This is a genomic window from Streptomyces sp. SAI-170 (assembly GCF_049739565.1).
GTDB lineage: Bacteria > Actinomycetota > Actinomycetes > Streptomycetales > Streptomycetaceae > Streptomyces.
Genome location: NZ_JBMGQD010000001.1, coordinates 6,129,084 through 6,143,612 on the forward strand (window position 1 = coordinate 6,129,084; position 14,529 = coordinate 6,143,612).

A 14,529-nucleotide genomic window follows, 5' to 3' on the forward strand; every position below is an offset into this window, starting at 1 on the left:
GCACGACTGGACTGCCCGGACGTTACCCGCCGGTATGGCGTCTACGACAGGGGGTCCCGGCGAGATGTTCGCTGCGTCACACAGTTGGGTGTTCCTTCGCGCACAGTAGTCGACGGCGTTCGGAACCAGCCAGTAACCGCAGGTCCGGCCAGCACTGTTCACAAGGGCCGCGCGCCGCCTACGCTTGATCACCATGGCATCCACCCGCGTTCACGTCGTGAGCGACGTGCACGGCAACGCCGCCGACCTGGCCCGGGCCGGGGACGGCGCCGACGCCCTGATCTGCCTGGGCGACCTCGTCCTGTTCCTCGACTACGCCGACCACTCGCGCGGCATCTTCCCCGACCTGTTCGGCGTCGAGAACGCCCACCGGCTCGTCGAGCTGCGCACCGCCCGCCGCTTCGACGAGGCCCGCGATCTCGGCCGGCAGCTGTGGGCCGGAGTCGGCGCCGACCGCGCCGCCGTGATCGAAGGGGCCGTGCGCAAGCAGTACGCCGAGCTGTTCGCCGCCTTCCCCACCCCGACCTACGCCACGTACGGCAATGTCGACATGCCGCCGCTGTGGAAGGAGTACGCCCGGCCCGGGACGCGGGTCCTGGACGGCGAGCGGGTGGAGATCGGCGGCCGCACCTTCGGCTTCGTCGGCGGCGGCCTGCGCACCCCCATGCGCACCCCGTACGAGATCTCCGACGAGGAGTACGCCGCCAAGATCGAGGCTGTCGGCGAGGTCGACGTGCTGTGCACCCACATCCCGCCCGAGGTGCCCGAGCTCGTCTACGACACCGTCGCGCGCCGCTTCGAGCGGGGCAGCCGCGCCCTGCTGGAGGCGATCCGCCGGACCCGGCCCCGTTACGCCCTGTTCGGGCACGTCCATCAGCCCCTGGCGCGGCGGATGCGGATCGGGGCGACGGAGTGCGTCAACGTCGGGCACTTCGCGGGCAGCGGCCGCCCCTGGGCCCTCGAATGGTGACCGGCGGCGCGCGGTAGCCTTCACGCTGCACATACGTGCGCACCACGACTTCTTGCCGGACCGCATCTGGAGGAGCCACGAAGATGGCGGAACACACCAGCTCGAGCATCACGATCGAGGCGGCACCGGCCGACGTCATGTCGGTGATCGCGGACTTCGCCCGCTATCCGGACTGGACCGGCGAGGTCAAGCAGGCCGAGGTCCTCCGGGCGGACGAGCAGGGCCGCGCCGAGCAGGTGCGGCTCGTCATGGACGCCGGGGCGATCAAGGACGACCAGGTGCTCGGATACACCTGGACCGGCGAGAACGAGGTCTCCTGGACCCTCGTGAAGTCCCAGATGCTGCGGTCGCTCGACGGGTCCTACGTACTGAAGCCGGCCGGGGCGGGCGCCACCGAGGTCACGTACCAGCTGACCGTCGACGTGAAGATCCCCATGCTCGGGATGATCAAGCGCAAGGCCGAGAAGGTCATCATCGACCGGGCGCTGGCCGGGCTGAAGAAGCGGGTGGAGTCGGGGGCGAAGTAAGGGGGTTACCGTCACCCTCATGCGCACCCTCCTGATCATCGGTCCGGGTGGCAGTGGCCGGACCACTGCCGCCGCCGCCACCGCGCTCGCCGCCGCCGGGGAAGGCCTTCGGACGCTCGTGCTGAGCGTCGACCGGTCCGACTCGCTGGGCGCCGCCCTCGGTACGGCCACCGGGCCCGACCCCGTCCGGGTCGGCGAGCACCTCACCGCATGGCGGCCCGACCCCGCGGTCGGTTTCCGGGACGGGCTGGCCGCGCTGCAGGAGCGGGCCGGCGGGGCGCTCGATCTGCTCGGGGCCGCTCGGCTGGAGCCCGAGGAGATGTCGCCGCTGCCCGGAGCCGACGAGCTGGCGCTGCTGCGGGCGCTGCGGGACGCCGCGCTGTCGGAGGCGCACGACCTGGTCGTCGTCGACCTGCCCCCGCTCGACCGGGCCCTCGCGCTGCTCTCCCTCCCCGAGGAACTGCGCCGCTGTCTGCGCAGGCTGCTGCCGCCCGAGCGGCAGGCGGCCCGCGCGCTGCGGCCGGTGCTGGGCCGGCTGGCCGGGGTGCCGATGCCGGCGGAGTGGCTGTACGAGGCGGCCGCGCGCTGGGACGTGGAGCTGGGGGCCGTCGAGGCCGTGCTCGCGGACAAGGACACGCACGTACGGCTGGTGGCCGAGCCGGGACCGGCCGGAGCCGACGCCGTGCGGGCCGCCGCCCTCGGACTCGCCCTGCGCGCCCGGCGCCCCGAGCGGCTGGTGGCCAACCGGGTGGTGCCCGAGTCGGAGGCGGGCCCCGGCAGCTGGCTCACAGGACTCGTGGTGCAGCAGCGCAAGGCGGTGGAGGAGTGGCAGAGCGTGTACGACGTCCAGGCCGCGCCCCACCTCGGACGTGACCCGCGCGGCACGGAGGACCTGGCCGCACTCGCCCTCTCCGCCGAGCCGGGCAGCCCCTCCACTGTGGAGTGGCCGGTCGAGGACCGGCTCGCGCAGGACGGCGTCCTGGTGTGGCACATCCCGCTGCCGGGCGCCCGGCGCGACGAGCTGGACCTCATCCGGCGCGGCGACGAACTCGCCCTCGGCGTCGGCCCGTTCCGCCGGGTCGTCCCCCTGCCCTCCGCGCTGCGCCGGTGCACCGTGGCCGGGGCGAGCCTGCGCGAGGACGAGCTGCGCATCCGCTTCGCGCCGGACCCCGCGCTGTGGCCGACGGGGCGCTGAAACCGCGGCACCCGGTCGGGTAACGTCGTAAGAACGAACCGTAGTCAGGAGCCCGCCATGAGCGAAGAGCACCCCGAGGCAGGGGAGCGCCCGACCGCGGCCGACGCCGACGCCTGGGCGACGGCGTGCGCCGAGGATCTCGCGGCGGAGAAGGCCCGGCGCCAAGGCCGGCAGGGCCCGCCTCCCGGCTCCGCCGCCGAGGAGCTGCGCAAGCTCGTCGACACCGTCGCCGACAAGCTGGCCGGACTGCAGTCACCGCTGCTCGGCGCGGTCGCCGGACCCGCCGCCCAGCAGGTCGTGCAGCAGGTCGTCCAGCAGGCCAAGGCGGCCGTGGAACCCGTCATCGAACGCAACCCCGAGGTCTTCGACCACCTCGCCGTCGCAGGTCAGGAACTCCTCGCCGCCTACCGCTCCGCCGTCCAGGCCCAGGAGAAGCGCTGGACCACCCGGACCGCGGACTTCGAGCACGGCCCCGACGAGGGCGACAGCGGTCCATCAGGCGAACGCATCGACCTGGACTGACTGCCTCCTCGGGTACGGTTGGCCGTAGCGGGGCTCGACCGAAACTGAGGGATTCATGGGACTCACCATCGGCGTCGACATCGGCGGCACGAAGATCGCGGCCGGCGTGGTCGACGAGGAAGGCAACATCCTCTCGACCTTCAAGGTGCCGACCCCCACCACGCCCGAGGCCATCATCGACGCCATCGCCTCGGCGGTGGAGGGCGCACGCGCGGGGCACGAGATCGTCGGCGTGGGCATCGGTGCCGCGGGCTACGTCAACCGTCAGCGCTCGACGGTCTACTTCGCGCCCAACATCGACTGGCGCAACGAACCGCTCAAGGAGAAGGTCCAGGCGCGCACCGGCCTCCCGGTCGTCGTGGAGAACGACGCCAACGCCGCCGCCTGGGGCGAGTACAGGTTCGGCGCCGGCAAGGGCCACCGGAACGTCATCTGCATCACCCTCGGCACCGGCCTCGGCGGCGGCATCATCATCGGCAACAAGCTGCGCCGCGGCCACTTCGGCGTGGCCGCCGAGTTCGGCCACATCCGCATGGTGCCGGACGGCCTGCTGTGCGGCTGCGGCTCTCAGGGCTGCTGGGAGCAGTACGCCTCCGGCCGCGCCCTCGTCCGCTACGCCAAGCAGCGCGCCAACGCCACCCCGGAGCGCGCCGAGGTGCTGCTCGCCCTCGGCGACGGCACCCCCGACGGCATCGAGGGCAAGCACATCTCCATGGCCGCCCGCCAGGGCGACCCGGTCGCCGTCGACTCCTACCGCGAACTGGCCCGCTGGGCCGGCGCCGGCCTCGCCGACCTCGCCTCCCTCTTCGACCCGTCCGCGTTCATCGTCGGCGGCGGCCTCTCCGACGAGGGCGACCTGGTCCTGGACCCGATCCGCAAGTCCTACAAGCGCTGGCTCGTCGGCGGCAACTGGCGCCCGGTGGCGGACGTGATCGCAGCCCAGCTCGGCAACAAGGCCGGCATGGTGGGAGCAGCGGACCTGGCCCGGGAGCCCGACCCGATCATGTAGGTACCTGGTTTCTTAGGGGCGCGGGGCTGTACATACATGCGGCTCCGCCGCGTGGGCGCGACAAGCCACACGAACGGTCAGTCGCGCACATACCTCGCGCCCCGAGTCATGGGGCGTACATTGATCCACATGACGCCGCTCCCCAAGTCCCGCACGGACTCAGACGGTTCAGCAGTCATCAGGGTTCTCAGCTACAACATCCGCTCGATGCGCGACGACACCGACGCCCTCGCCCGCGTCATCAGGTCCTGCGCTCCCGACCTGGTCCTCCTCCAGGAAGCACCGCGGTTCTTCCGCTGGCGCAAGAAGCTCGCCCGCCTGGCCGAGGCAGCCGACCTCGTCGTCCTCTCCGGCGGCGCCACAGCCGCGGGCCCCGCCCTGCTCTGCAACCTGCGCGCCACGGTCGAGCACACCGAGGACGTCCTGCTGCCCCTCACCCCTGGGCAGCACAGACGAGGCCTCTCCACGGCAGTGGTCCGCTTCGGCGCCGCCCGCGTGGGCGCGATCAGCTGCCACCTCTCCCTGGACAGGGCCGAGCGCCAGGAGCAGGGCGGCCTGCTCCTGGACCGCGTCGCGGCACTCGGCACGGACCACGTCATCGCGGGCGGAGACCTCAACGAACGCCCCACCGGCCCCACCTTCCAGCGGCTCGCGACACAGCTCCAGGACTGCCACACCACGGCCCCCTGGGGCAGCTCGGACACCTGGATCCGCGACGAACCCCACCGCCGTATCGACGCGATCTTCGCGACCAAGGGCATCGAGGTGCTCGGCTGCGGTGTGCCCCTGGACCAGCCCGGCATCACCGCACACGACCTGAGGGCGGCCACGGACCACCTTCCGGTCCTGGCCGCCCTCAGAGTCCCAGCCGCCTAGACGACGGGATCCCAGCCGCTCAGACGACGGCGCCCCGCCCCGGATCGTCGCTCTCGTCGTCATCGGTGCGCATGCGCGCCACCAGCGTGGCGAAGCCGCCCAGGAAGCCGCCGATGCCGAGCGTGGCCAGCCACCAGGTCATGTCCCAGCCCAGGACGACGGCCAGCAGAAGCAGCACCGGGCCGCCGATCACGGCCAGCCAGGCGAACTTGGAGGTGGTGTCGGCGGCGGGCAGCGGCGGCGGCTCCGGCGGCACGAAGTGCCCCTCGTCGCTGTCGTCGAAGTCGTCCTCCGCCGGCTCGGCGACCGAGTAGTCGCGCGGGCCGACACCGGGCGCGAAGGCGACCGAGCTGCCCAGCGGCTTCGGGGTCTCGTCCTTCTTGGCGGCCGGGGCCTCCCCCTCCGGGTCGGCGTTCGTCTCGGACTCCAGCAGCGCCAGGTCCTCCACCGACTTGAACGGCTTGGCGCCGGGCGGGTCCGGCGGCTCCTCGCCGTAGCCCTGGACGATCGCCGCCCACGCGGCGTCCTCGTCGAAGGGCACGCTCTGCTCCTCCGGACCGAGGCCGTCGCGCTCCTCCCGGTCTCTGCTCTCGGAGTCGTGCTCAGCCACCTGCGGCCGTCCCTTCCTTGCCGACACTGGGTGCGAGCCGGCCGATGAACGCGTAGCTCTCCGCGAAGATCCGGTCCGCGTCGTGGTCCAACGTAGCGACGTGGTAGCTCTGTTCCAGCAGCAGCTCGGTGACGTCCGTGGAGGACACCCGGCTGAGGATGCGGGCCGAGTCGGCGGGCGGTACGACATGGTCCTGCGGGCTGTGCAGGACCAGCAGGGGCTGGGTGACCTGGGGCAGCTCGCCGTCGACCACGCGGAAGAACTGCCGCAGGGAGTGCGCGGCGTGCAGCGGCACCCGGTCGTAGCCGACCTCGACATTGCCGGGCTTGGCGATGTCGCTGGCGATGCCCTTCGTCGTACGGACCAGATGCCGGGCCACCGGAAGGGCGTACGCCGACAGGCCGTGCACCTTGTTCGCCGGGTTGACGAGGACCAGCCCGGCCACCTCGTCGCCGTGTCGCGCGGCCAGGCGCAGGGAGAGGGCGCCGCCCATGGACAGGCCGAACACGAAGACCCGCGCGCAGCGCTCGGTGAGGGCGCGCAGCTCGCGGTCCACCTCCGCGTACCAGTCCTGCCAGCCGGTGAGCTGCATGTCCTCCCAGCGGGTGCCGTGGCCGGGCAGCAGCGGCAGGGACACGGTCAGACCGCGCTCGGCGAGGTACTCCGCCCAGGGGCGCAGCGACTGCGGGGAACCGGTGAAGCCGTGGCACAGCAGGACGCCGACCTCGCCGCCCTCGTGGCGGTACGGCTCGGCTCCGGGAAGGACCGGCACCTTCGGTCTCCTTGTGGGTGAGAGAGGGGCTGTGGCCTTCACCGTACGCGACCGCACCGACACCGACCAGGGCCGTCGGGCCACTCGCGCGACCCCCGGGTTAAGGTCTGATCCACAGACACAGGAGGCACTCGGTTGTTGTACGGCGCGATGAAGGTCACCGTCGGGGGTTCGCTGAAGCTCGTCTTCAGGCCCTGGGTGGAGGGCCTGGAGAACGTCCCCGCCGAGGGCGCCGCGATCCTGGCGAGCAATCATCTGTCGTTCTCGGACTCCTTCTTCCTGCCCGCGGTGCTCGACCGCAAGGTGACGTTCATCGCGAAGGCCGAGTACTTCACCACCCCGGGCGTGAAGGGCCGGCTGACGGCCGCGTTCTTCAAGGGCGTGGGCCAGCTGCCCGTGGACCGCTCGGGTGCGCGCGGTGCCGGTGAGGCCGCGATCAAGAGCGGCATCGAGGTGATCGAGCGCGGGGAGCTGTTCGGCATCTATCCCGAGGGCACCCGCTCGCCCGACGGCCGCCTCTACCGCGGCAAGCCCGGCGGCCTCGCCCGCGTGGCGCTCGCCACCGGCGCCCCGGTGATCCCCGTGGCGATGATCGACACCGAGAAGATCCAGCCGCCCGGCAAGGTCGTCCCGAAGGTCATGCGCCCCGGCATCCGCATCGGAAAGCCCCTGGACTTCAGCAGGTACTACGGCATGGAGCACGACCGGTTCGTGCTGCGGGCGGTGACCGACGAGGTCATGTACGAGATCATGAAGCTCTCCGGCCAGGAGTACGTCGACATGTACGCGACCGCCGCCAAGCGGCAGATCGCGGAAGCCGCCAAGGCCGAGAAGGAAGCCGCGAAGGAAGCGGCGAAGGCCGCGAAGAGCGGAACGTAGGAGACACGGGCGGGGATCCGGGGGAATCGGGGGGTGGGCCGGTGGCGCGGCGCGAGAAGGTCATGAGGATGTCGGTCGAGCTGCCGCTGTGGCGTGCGCTCACCGGCTTCCGCGTGCTGACCATGCTGTACGCGGTCGGCCTGTTCGCCACCGCCTACGACGAGTTCCGCCGCCCCTGGCTCGCCGTCGGCTACTACGCCGTCCTCGGCGTGTGGACCCTGGCCACCCTGCCCCGGGTGCAGAACGCCGCGAGCTGCACACGGCGCTTCCTCGCCGCCGACCTCACCGTCGCGCTCACCGGCATCCTCCTCACCCCGCTCGCGGACGCGCCCGCGCGGGTCGCGGACGGCGGCCCGACGCTGCCGTCGATATGGACCGCGGGATCGGTGCTCGCCTTCGCGATCAAGGGGGGCTGGCGCTGGGCGGCCGGCGCCTCCACCGCGGTCGCCGTCGCCAACCTGATCGAGCGCGGCGCCCCCGCCCGGGACACCGTCCACAACGTCATCCTCGTCTGGGTCGCCTCCATCGCCATCGGCTACGTCGTCGAGGTCGCCCGCGCCTCCGAGCGCACCCTCGCCCGCGCCCTGGAGATCGAGGCGGCCACCCGCGAGCGGGAGCGGCTCGCCCGGGACATCCACGACAGCGTGCTCCAGGTCCTGGCCATGGTGCAGCGCCGGGGCGCGGTCATCGGCGGCGAGGCGGCCGAGCTGGGCCGGATGGCCGGAGAGCAGGAGGTCGCCCTGCGCACCCTGGTCTCCGGCGGCCTCACCCATGTGTCCCGGGTGTCGGAGGACGCCGCCGAGGGGGCCGTCGTACGGGTCGTGGAAGAACCCGACCCCGACGACGGGCCGGTGGACCTGCGCCCGCTGCTCGCCCCCTTCGCCTCCGCCCGGGTCAGCCTCGCCGAACCCGGCGCGCCGGTGCCGATGGAGCCCGCCGCGGCGCGGGAGCTGGCCGCGGCGGTCGGCGCGGCCCTGGACAATGTGCGGCAGCACGCGGGGGACGGCGCCCGCGCCTGGCTCCTGGTCGAGGACTGGCCCGACGAGGTGATCGTGACCGTACGCGACGACGGCCCCGGCATCCCGGACGGCCGGCTCGCGCAGGCCGAGGGCGAGGGGCGCATGGGCGTGGCCCTGTCCATCCGCGGACGGCTGCGCGAGCTCGGCGGCAGCGCCGAGCTGATCTCGATCCCGGGGCAGGGCACGGAGGTCGAGCTGAAGGTACCGAAGGTCTCACGGGGGAAGGCAGGACAGCGATGACCGAGCAGGCGATCAAGGTGATGGTGGTCGACGACCACCCCATGTGGCGCGACGCGGTCGCCCGTGACCTGGCCGAGTCCGGCTTCGACGTGGTCGCCACGGCGGGCGACGGCGAACAGGCCGTACGCCGGGCCAGGGCGGCCTCTCCCGACGTCCTCGTCCTCGACCTGAACTTGCCCGTCAAGCCCGGCGTCCAGGTCTGCAAGGAGCTCGTCGGCCACAACCCGGCGCTGCGCGTCCTGGTCCTGTCCGCCAGCGGCGAGCACGCCGACGTACTGGAGGCGGTCAAGTCCGGCGCGACCGGCTATCTGCTGAAGTCGGCCTCCACCGAGGAACTCCTCGACGCGGTGCGCCGCACGGCCGTCGGCGACCCGGTGTTCACGCCCGGCCTGGCCGGTCTGGTCCTCGGCGAGTACCGCCGCCTGGCCTCCGAACCCGCCCCCGCCTCCCACGCCGACGAGCCCGACGCCCCGCGCCTGACCGACCGTGAGACCGAGGTGCTGCGCCTGGTCGCCAAGGGCCTGAGCTACAAGCAGATCGCCGAGCGCCTCGTCATCTCCCACCGCACCGTCCAGAACCACGTCCAGAACACCCTCGGCAAGCTCCAGCTGCACAACCGCGTCGAACTCGTCCGGTACGCCATAGAGCGGGGCCTCGACGACGAGTGACCGCGTGAACCTCGCGCCCGCGACTTCACCGGAAAGGCCCGGCCGGGCCATGCCGAAGTGACCTGGGTCACGGCTAGCGTGCTGCCGTACGGCACTCGCGTGTTCGGCAACCGTGGCGAAGGGACATTTCCATGCGGGTCGGAGTACTGACCGGAGGCGGCGACTGCCCCGGGCTCAACGCCGTCATCCGCGGCATCGTCCGCAAGGGCGTCCAGGAGTACGGCTATGAATTCACCGGCTTCCGGGACGGCTGGCGCGGCCCCCTGGAGGGCGACACCGTGCGCCTGGACATCCCCGCCGTGCGCGGCATCCTGCCCCGCGGCGGCACCATCCTCGGCTCCTCGCGCACCAACCCCCTCCAGGCGGAGAACGGCATCCGGCGGATCAAGGAGAACCTCGCCAAGCTGGAGGTCGACGCACTGATCGCGATCGGCGGCGAGGACACGCTCGGCGTCGCCGCCCGGCTCGCCGACGCGTACGGCATGCCCTGCGTGGGCGTGCCCAAGACGATAGACAACGACCTGTCGGCCACCGACTACACCTTCGGCTTCGACACCGCGGTCGGCATCGCCACCGAGGCCATCGACCGGCTGCACACCACCGCCGAGTCCCATATGCGCGTCCTGGTGGTGGAGGTGATGGGCCGGCACACCGGCTGGATCGCCGTCCACGCCGGACTCGCCGGCGGCGCCAACGTCATCCTCGTCCCCGAGCAGCGCTTCGACGTCGACCAGGTCTGCGCCTGGGTCACCTCCCGCTTCAAGGCGTCGTACGCCCCGATCGTCGTCGTCGCCGAGGGCGCCATGCCCAAGGACGGCGAGGCCGTCCTCAAGGACGACTCGCTGGACTCCTTCGGGCATGTGCGGCTGTCCGGCATCGGCGAGTGGCTCGGCCGGGAGATCGAGCGACGCACCGGCAAGGAGGCCCGCACCACCGTCCTCGGGCACGTCCAGCGCGGCGGCACCCCCAGCGCCTTCGACCGCTGGCTCGCCACCCGCTTCGGACTCCACGCGATCGACTGCGTGCGCGACGGGGACTTCGGCAAGATGGTCGCGCTGCGCGGCACGGACATCGTGCGCGTACCCATCGCCGAGGCGACGGCGAGGCTGAAGACGGTCGACCCGAAGCTGTACGAGGAGGTCGGCGTCTTCTTCGGCTGACACAGCTACGGGGGAGCGAGCATGGCGGGACTGTTCGACCGGCTGGGGTTCGGTGCGCTGCTGGAGGGGCACAAGGAGGAGCTGGCCGCCGTCTGGCCCGCCGTGCGCGACGGCGGCGAGCCACCCGCGCCGGGCCTGCTCCGGCAGGCCGGGCTGACCGCCCTGATGCGCACCGCGGCCAAGGCGGGCAGCGGCGAAGGGGCGCCGGAACACGCGGTGTTCCTGCTCGCCGCCGCCCTGCTGCACCGCGCCCTCCCCGACGCCGTCCCGCCCGGCTTACGGCCCCTCGTCGATGTCCGCGCGGACATCGACGAGGACACCGCCGCCTTCGCGGGCCGCATGTCCGCGCTGCTGGTGCAGCGGGCGCAGGCCACCGACACCCCCGACGCACTGCGCCGCTGGTGCCTGGACGCCGCCCTGCTGTGCGGCGGCCGCTGTCTGCGCGGCCGGCCCGCCGACGACCCGCTGCTCGGCGCGGTCCACGAGGTGCTCTCCCGCGCCGCCGAGCAGCGCTTCCGTCTCAGCGGCGACCCGGCCGACGAGGACACCGCCCTTGATCACGCCCGCGCCGCCCTGGACGCCGCCGGCGGCGCCGACCGCGCCCCGCGCGCCGGACGCCTCTCCGCCCTGCTCACCGCCCGCGCCTCACGCACCCGCGACTCCGCCCGCATCGAGGACGCCGTCGAGCTGGCCCGCACCGCCCTCGACGGCCTCGACCCGACGAGCCCGCAGTGGCTCGGGCAGGCCGCGATGACCATGTCGACCTATCTGACCGCCACCGCCCGGGAGAAGACGGACGTCACCCTGCTCGACGAGGCCCTCGCCCTCCAGCGGACCATCCGCCGCCACCCGCTCTACCCGCGCATCGAGGCACAGCTGCGCGGCCACTACGCCGACCTGCTCGCCCAGCGCTTCGCCCGCCGCCGCGACGAGGACATCCTGCGCGAGGCCATCGACGCCTACACCGAGCTGCACACCGCCGAACCCGCCCGCTACGCCGCAGACCTGGGCCGGCACCTCCAGTACCGCTACCAGCTGCGCGGCGACGCGGCCGACCGCCGCCGGGCGCTGGAGCTGATGGCGCAGGGCCTCGCCGGACCGCATCCCTCGCGCGAGGCCGCGACCTCCTTCTGCGCCGCCACCGTCCACGAGTACCGCGAGACCGGCGACCCCGCGGGCATCCCGCCCGCCCTGGCCCTGCTCACCCGGCTCACCGCTCCGGGCGCGCCCTACGCCGAGGACTCCGGGGTCCTGGCCTCGTTCGTCGACCTGCACCTCGCCCGCGCCGAGCAGGAGACGAGCCCCGACTTCGGCCCCGCCGAGGCCGTCGCCCGGCGGGCCCTCGCCGCCGCGGACACCCCTGGGCGCCAGGCCGAGGCGCTGGCCCGGCTCGGCGGCGTCCTCGTCTTCCGCTACCGCGCCACCGCCGACCTCGCCCTCCTCGACGAGGCCGTCGCCCGACTCCGCGAGGGCCGCGCCGTCCTGACGCCCGGCGCCGAGGTGCCCGAGCAGCTCCTCGGCAACCTCCTGCTCGCCCTCGGAGAGCGGCACTCGCGCACCCGGCACCTCGCCTCCCTGCGCGAGGCCGTCGACGCCGCCCAGCAACTGGCCGACCGCACCTCGCAGTTCGGCGCCGAGTTCCCCATCGCCCTCGGTAACCTGGTCACCCTGATCGTCGCGTACGCCCGCCAGTCCGGCGACACCGGCGAACTCGACCGCGGGCAGCGGCTGGTGGAGCGCGCCCTCGCCACCACCGCCCCCGGCCACGCCTGGCGCGCCGCCCTGCTCAACGCCCTCGGCTCCATCCTGCTCGCCCGCACCCGGCTCCCCGGCGCGGGCGTCGAGGCCGCCGACGCCGCCGTACGCCACTACGAGCAGGCCCTGCGGGACGCGCCCGACGACCCGCAGCGCAGCGTCATGCTGTACGGCAACCACGCCTACGCCCTGTGGACGCGCCACCGGCTCGGCGGGGAACGGGCCGATCTGGACCGGGCGCTGGAAGGGGCACGCGCCGCCGCGCACATGCTGCCGCCCGGTGACCCGCGCCAGGGCACCGCGCTGGCCGTGCTGTCGCGCGTCCTCTACGACGTGGCCCGCGCCGACGGCGACCGCGACGGGGTGCGCGAGGAGGCCCTCGCCGTCAACGCCGGCCTGGCGGCCGACCCGGCACAGCCCGCCGCCACGCGGATGTCCGCCGCGCTGCAACTGGCCACCGTCGCCGAGGACAACGGTGACGCGCGGCGCGCACTGGAGGCCGCCCGCCTGGCCGTCGAACTGCTCCCACTGCTCGCCTGGCGCGGCGTGGACCGCTCCGACCAGGAGGAACTCCTCGGCGACATGGCCCCGACCGGCTCCTTCGCAGCCCAGATCGCGCTGGCCGCGGGCGAGCCCGAGTCCGCCCTGGAACTGCTGGAGGCCGGCCGCGGGGTGCTCGCCGCCCAGGCCCTCGAACTGCGCGGTGAAACCCGCGAGCTGGCCGCCGCGCATCCCGTCCTCGCCGCCCGGCTCGACGCCCTGCGCCAGAACCTGGACGCGGCCGCCGCCGACGGTCTGTCCGGCGAACAGGCCGACCGCCGCCACCGGCTGGCCCGCGAATGGCAGGAGACCCTCGACGCGATCCGCGTCCGCGACGGCTTCCGCGACTTCCTGCGCCCGCCGCGGGCCGACCGTCTGCTGCGGGCCGGCGCCGAGGGCCCGGTCGTCGTCGTCACCGTCGGCCCCGAGCAGCAGGGCGGCCACGCCCTCCTGATCGACGGCCCCGGCCTCAAGGTCTGCCCGCTGCCCGGCCTCACCGACGCCGAGGCCCGCGAACGCAGCGAGACACTGTTCCAGGCAGCCGCGGCGGCCTCCCGCTCCGGCCTCGCCCGCGCCTTCGCCGAACGAGCCGTGACCGACGTCCTCGACTGGCTGTGGCAGACGGTGGCGGGCCCGGTCCTCGACGCCCTGGACCTCCCCCAGGACGGCGAGTGCCCGCCCCGGGTGTGGTGGTGCCCGACCCGCTCCCTGGCCTTCCTGCCGCTGCACGCGGCGGGCGAGGTGCCCGACCGGGTGGTCTCGTCGTACACCCCGAGCGTGGCGGCGCTGCTGCGGTCGCGGGAAGCCGCCTCGAGTCCCGCGGCGGACCCGCTGATCGTCGCCGTGCCCGAGCTGGCCGGCCAGACCCCGCTGCCGGGCGCCCTCCGGGAGGCCGGCCTCGCGCACACCGCGGTCGGCGGCACGCTGCTCAGCGGCGAGGAGGCCAAGGCGGACAGGGTTCGCGACGCACTCGCCCGGCACCCCTGGGTCCACTTCGCCTGCCACGGCGTCCAGGACCCGGCGCGGCCCTCGAACGGACGCCTGTTGCTGCCGGGCGGCGCGCTGACCGTCCTCGACGTGGCCCGGCTCGACCTGCCCGGCGCCGAGTTCGCCTACCTGTCGGCCTGCGAGACGGCCGTCGGCGGCACGACCCTGCCCGACGAGGCGCTGCACCTGGCCGGCTCCCTCCAACTCGCCGGGTTCTCCCAGGTGATCGGCACGCTGTGGCGGGCCGACGACGAGTCCTCGGCGGAGATCGCGCAGGGGGTGTACCGGACGCTGGGGGAGCCGCGGGAGGGCAGGCCCCCCGCCGCCCGAGCCCTGCACCAAGCAGTGAGGGCCCTGCGCGAACGCCACCCCGACCGCCCGCTGAGCTGGGCCGCACATGTCCATTCGGGCGCATGACAGCGGGGCCGGGATCTACGATCGTCCGCGTGGATTTACCAGAGGACGACGACCTTCACGCCCAGTTCTGCCGGGAGTTGGCCACGCTGCGGCTGATGAGCTTCGGCCCGCGCCGGGCCGCCCTGGAACAGGCGGTACGACGACTGCGCGAGGGCGCGGACATCGACGAGGTGCTGGCCGGGCTCGACGTCACGGTCACCGCCCCGCTGCGCGCCCGGCAGGGCGAGACCCCCACCGCGGTCGGCGCGCCCGGACCACCGGTCCGCGGCGCCTACCTCTGCCCGGTCGGCGCCTGCCGGCGCGTCGAGCGGCGCCGGGCCGGCGAGGGCCCGCCCGAGTGCCTGGTGCACGAACGGGTCCTGAGTTTCGTCCCGGACGCGTGA

Annotated in this window: 14 protein-coding genes; 12 read left to right on the forward strand and 2 right to left on the reverse strand. The window is 73.6% G+C overall.

The genetic code is table 11. From position 1 onward, the window contains the following. Positions 1 to 193: 193 nt before the first annotated feature. The 6 genes from RKD23_RS27540 to RKD23_RS27565 all read left to right on the forward strand — a co-directional run bounded on the left by RKD23_RS27540 (position 194) and on the right by RKD23_RS27565 (position 5,099). The gene (locus tag RKD23_RS27540) at positions 194 to 970 is read left to right on the forward strand and encodes a metallophosphoesterase family protein (protein ID WP_424856124.1); all 777 of its coding nucleotides are present in this window, start codon (positions 194 to 196) and stop codon (positions 968 to 970) included. Positions 971 to 1,053: 83 nt separating this feature from the next. After that, positions 1,054 to 1,497 (forward strand): SRPBCC family protein, encoded by a 444-nt coding sequence (locus tag RKD23_RS27545; protein ID WP_404034483.1) that lies wholly within the window; start codon positions 1,054 to 1,056, stop codon positions 1,495 to 1,497. 19 nt (positions 1,498 to 1,516) lie between these two features. Beyond that, entirely contained in the window at positions 1,517 to 2,692 is a 1,176-nt protein-coding gene (locus RKD23_RS27550; protein WP_424856125.1) for an ArsA family ATPase, read from the forward strand. A 57-nt stretch (positions 2,693 to 2,749) separates the two neighbouring features. Further along, positions 2,750 to 3,214, forward strand: coding sequence for a DUF5304 domain-containing protein (locus RKD23_RS27555; protein ID WP_424856126.1), 465 nt, complete (start codon positions 2,750 to 2,752; stop codon positions 3,212 to 3,214). Between the two features lie 55 nt (positions 3,215 to 3,269). Beyond that, a complete protein-coding gene (locus tag RKD23_RS27560; RefSeq protein WP_424856127.1) occupies positions 3,270 to 4,223 on the forward strand; it encodes an ROK family glucokinase in 954 nt (317 codons plus the stop codon). A gap of 129 nt (positions 4,224 to 4,352) precedes the next feature. Further along, a complete protein-coding gene (locus RKD23_RS27565; RefSeq protein WP_424856128.1) occupies positions 4,353 to 5,099 on the forward strand; it encodes an endonuclease/exonuclease/phosphatase family protein in 747 nt (248 codons plus the stop codon). 19 nt (positions 5,100 to 5,118) lie between these two features. Here RKD23_RS27565 and RKD23_RS27570 read toward each other — a convergent pair whose 3' ends face one another. Together RKD23_RS27570 and RKD23_RS27575 are read right to left on the reverse strand one after the other, a co-directional pair. After that, positions 5,119 to 5,709 carry a hypothetical protein gene (locus tag RKD23_RS27570; RefSeq protein WP_424856129.1) on the reverse strand — a complete coding sequence of 197 codons (591 nt, stop codon included), beginning with the start codon at positions 5,707 to 5,709 and terminating at the stop codon, positions 5,119 to 5,121. Further along, the gene (locus RKD23_RS27575; RefSeq protein WP_424856130.1) at positions 5,702 to 6,481 is read right to left on the reverse strand and encodes an alpha/beta hydrolase; all 780 of its coding nucleotides are present in this window, start codon (positions 6,479 to 6,481) and stop codon (positions 5,702 to 5,704) included. Before RKD23_RS27575 ends, RKD23_RS27570 begins: the two co-directional genes overlap by 8 nt. A 138-nt stretch (positions 6,482 to 6,619) precedes the next feature. Here RKD23_RS27575 and RKD23_RS27580 point away from each other — a divergent pair, with 138 nt between their 5' ends. The 6 genes from RKD23_RS27580 (at position 6,620) to RKD23_RS27605 (ending at position 14,529) form a co-directional block, all read left to right on the forward strand. Continuing rightward, positions 6,620 to 7,360, forward strand: a complete 741-nt coding sequence (locus RKD23_RS27580) for a lysophospholipid acyltransferase family protein (protein WP_424858347.1) — start codon at positions 6,620 to 6,622, stop codon at positions 7,358 to 7,360. 41 nt (positions 7,361 to 7,401) lie between these two features. Then, entirely contained in the window at positions 7,402 to 8,619 is a 1,218-nt protein-coding gene (gene macS, locus RKD23_RS27585) for a MacS family sensor histidine kinase (RefSeq protein WP_424856131.1), read from the forward strand. Next, positions 8,616 to 9,287, forward strand: coding sequence for a response regulator (locus RKD23_RS27590; RefSeq protein WP_424856132.1), 672 nt, complete (start codon positions 8,616 to 8,618; stop codon positions 9,285 to 9,287). Before macS ends, RKD23_RS27590 begins: the two co-directional genes overlap by 4 nt. A gap of 131 nt (positions 9,288 to 9,418) precedes the next feature. Continuing rightward, positions 9,419 to 10,447: a 6-phosphofructokinase gene (locus tag RKD23_RS27595; protein WP_424856133.1), complete on the forward strand. Its 1,029-nt coding sequence runs from the start codon at positions 9,419 to 9,421 to the stop codon at positions 10,445 to 10,447. A gap of 21 nt (positions 10,448 to 10,468) precedes the next feature. After that, positions 10,469 to 14,146, forward strand: coding sequence for a CHAT domain-containing protein (locus tag RKD23_RS27600; RefSeq protein ID WP_424856134.1), 3,678 nt, complete (start codon positions 10,469 to 10,471; stop codon positions 14,144 to 14,146). Between the two features lie 29 nt (positions 14,147 to 14,175). Next, entirely contained in the window at positions 14,176 to 14,529 is a 354-nt protein-coding gene (locus RKD23_RS27605) for a hypothetical protein (protein ID WP_424856135.1), read from the forward strand.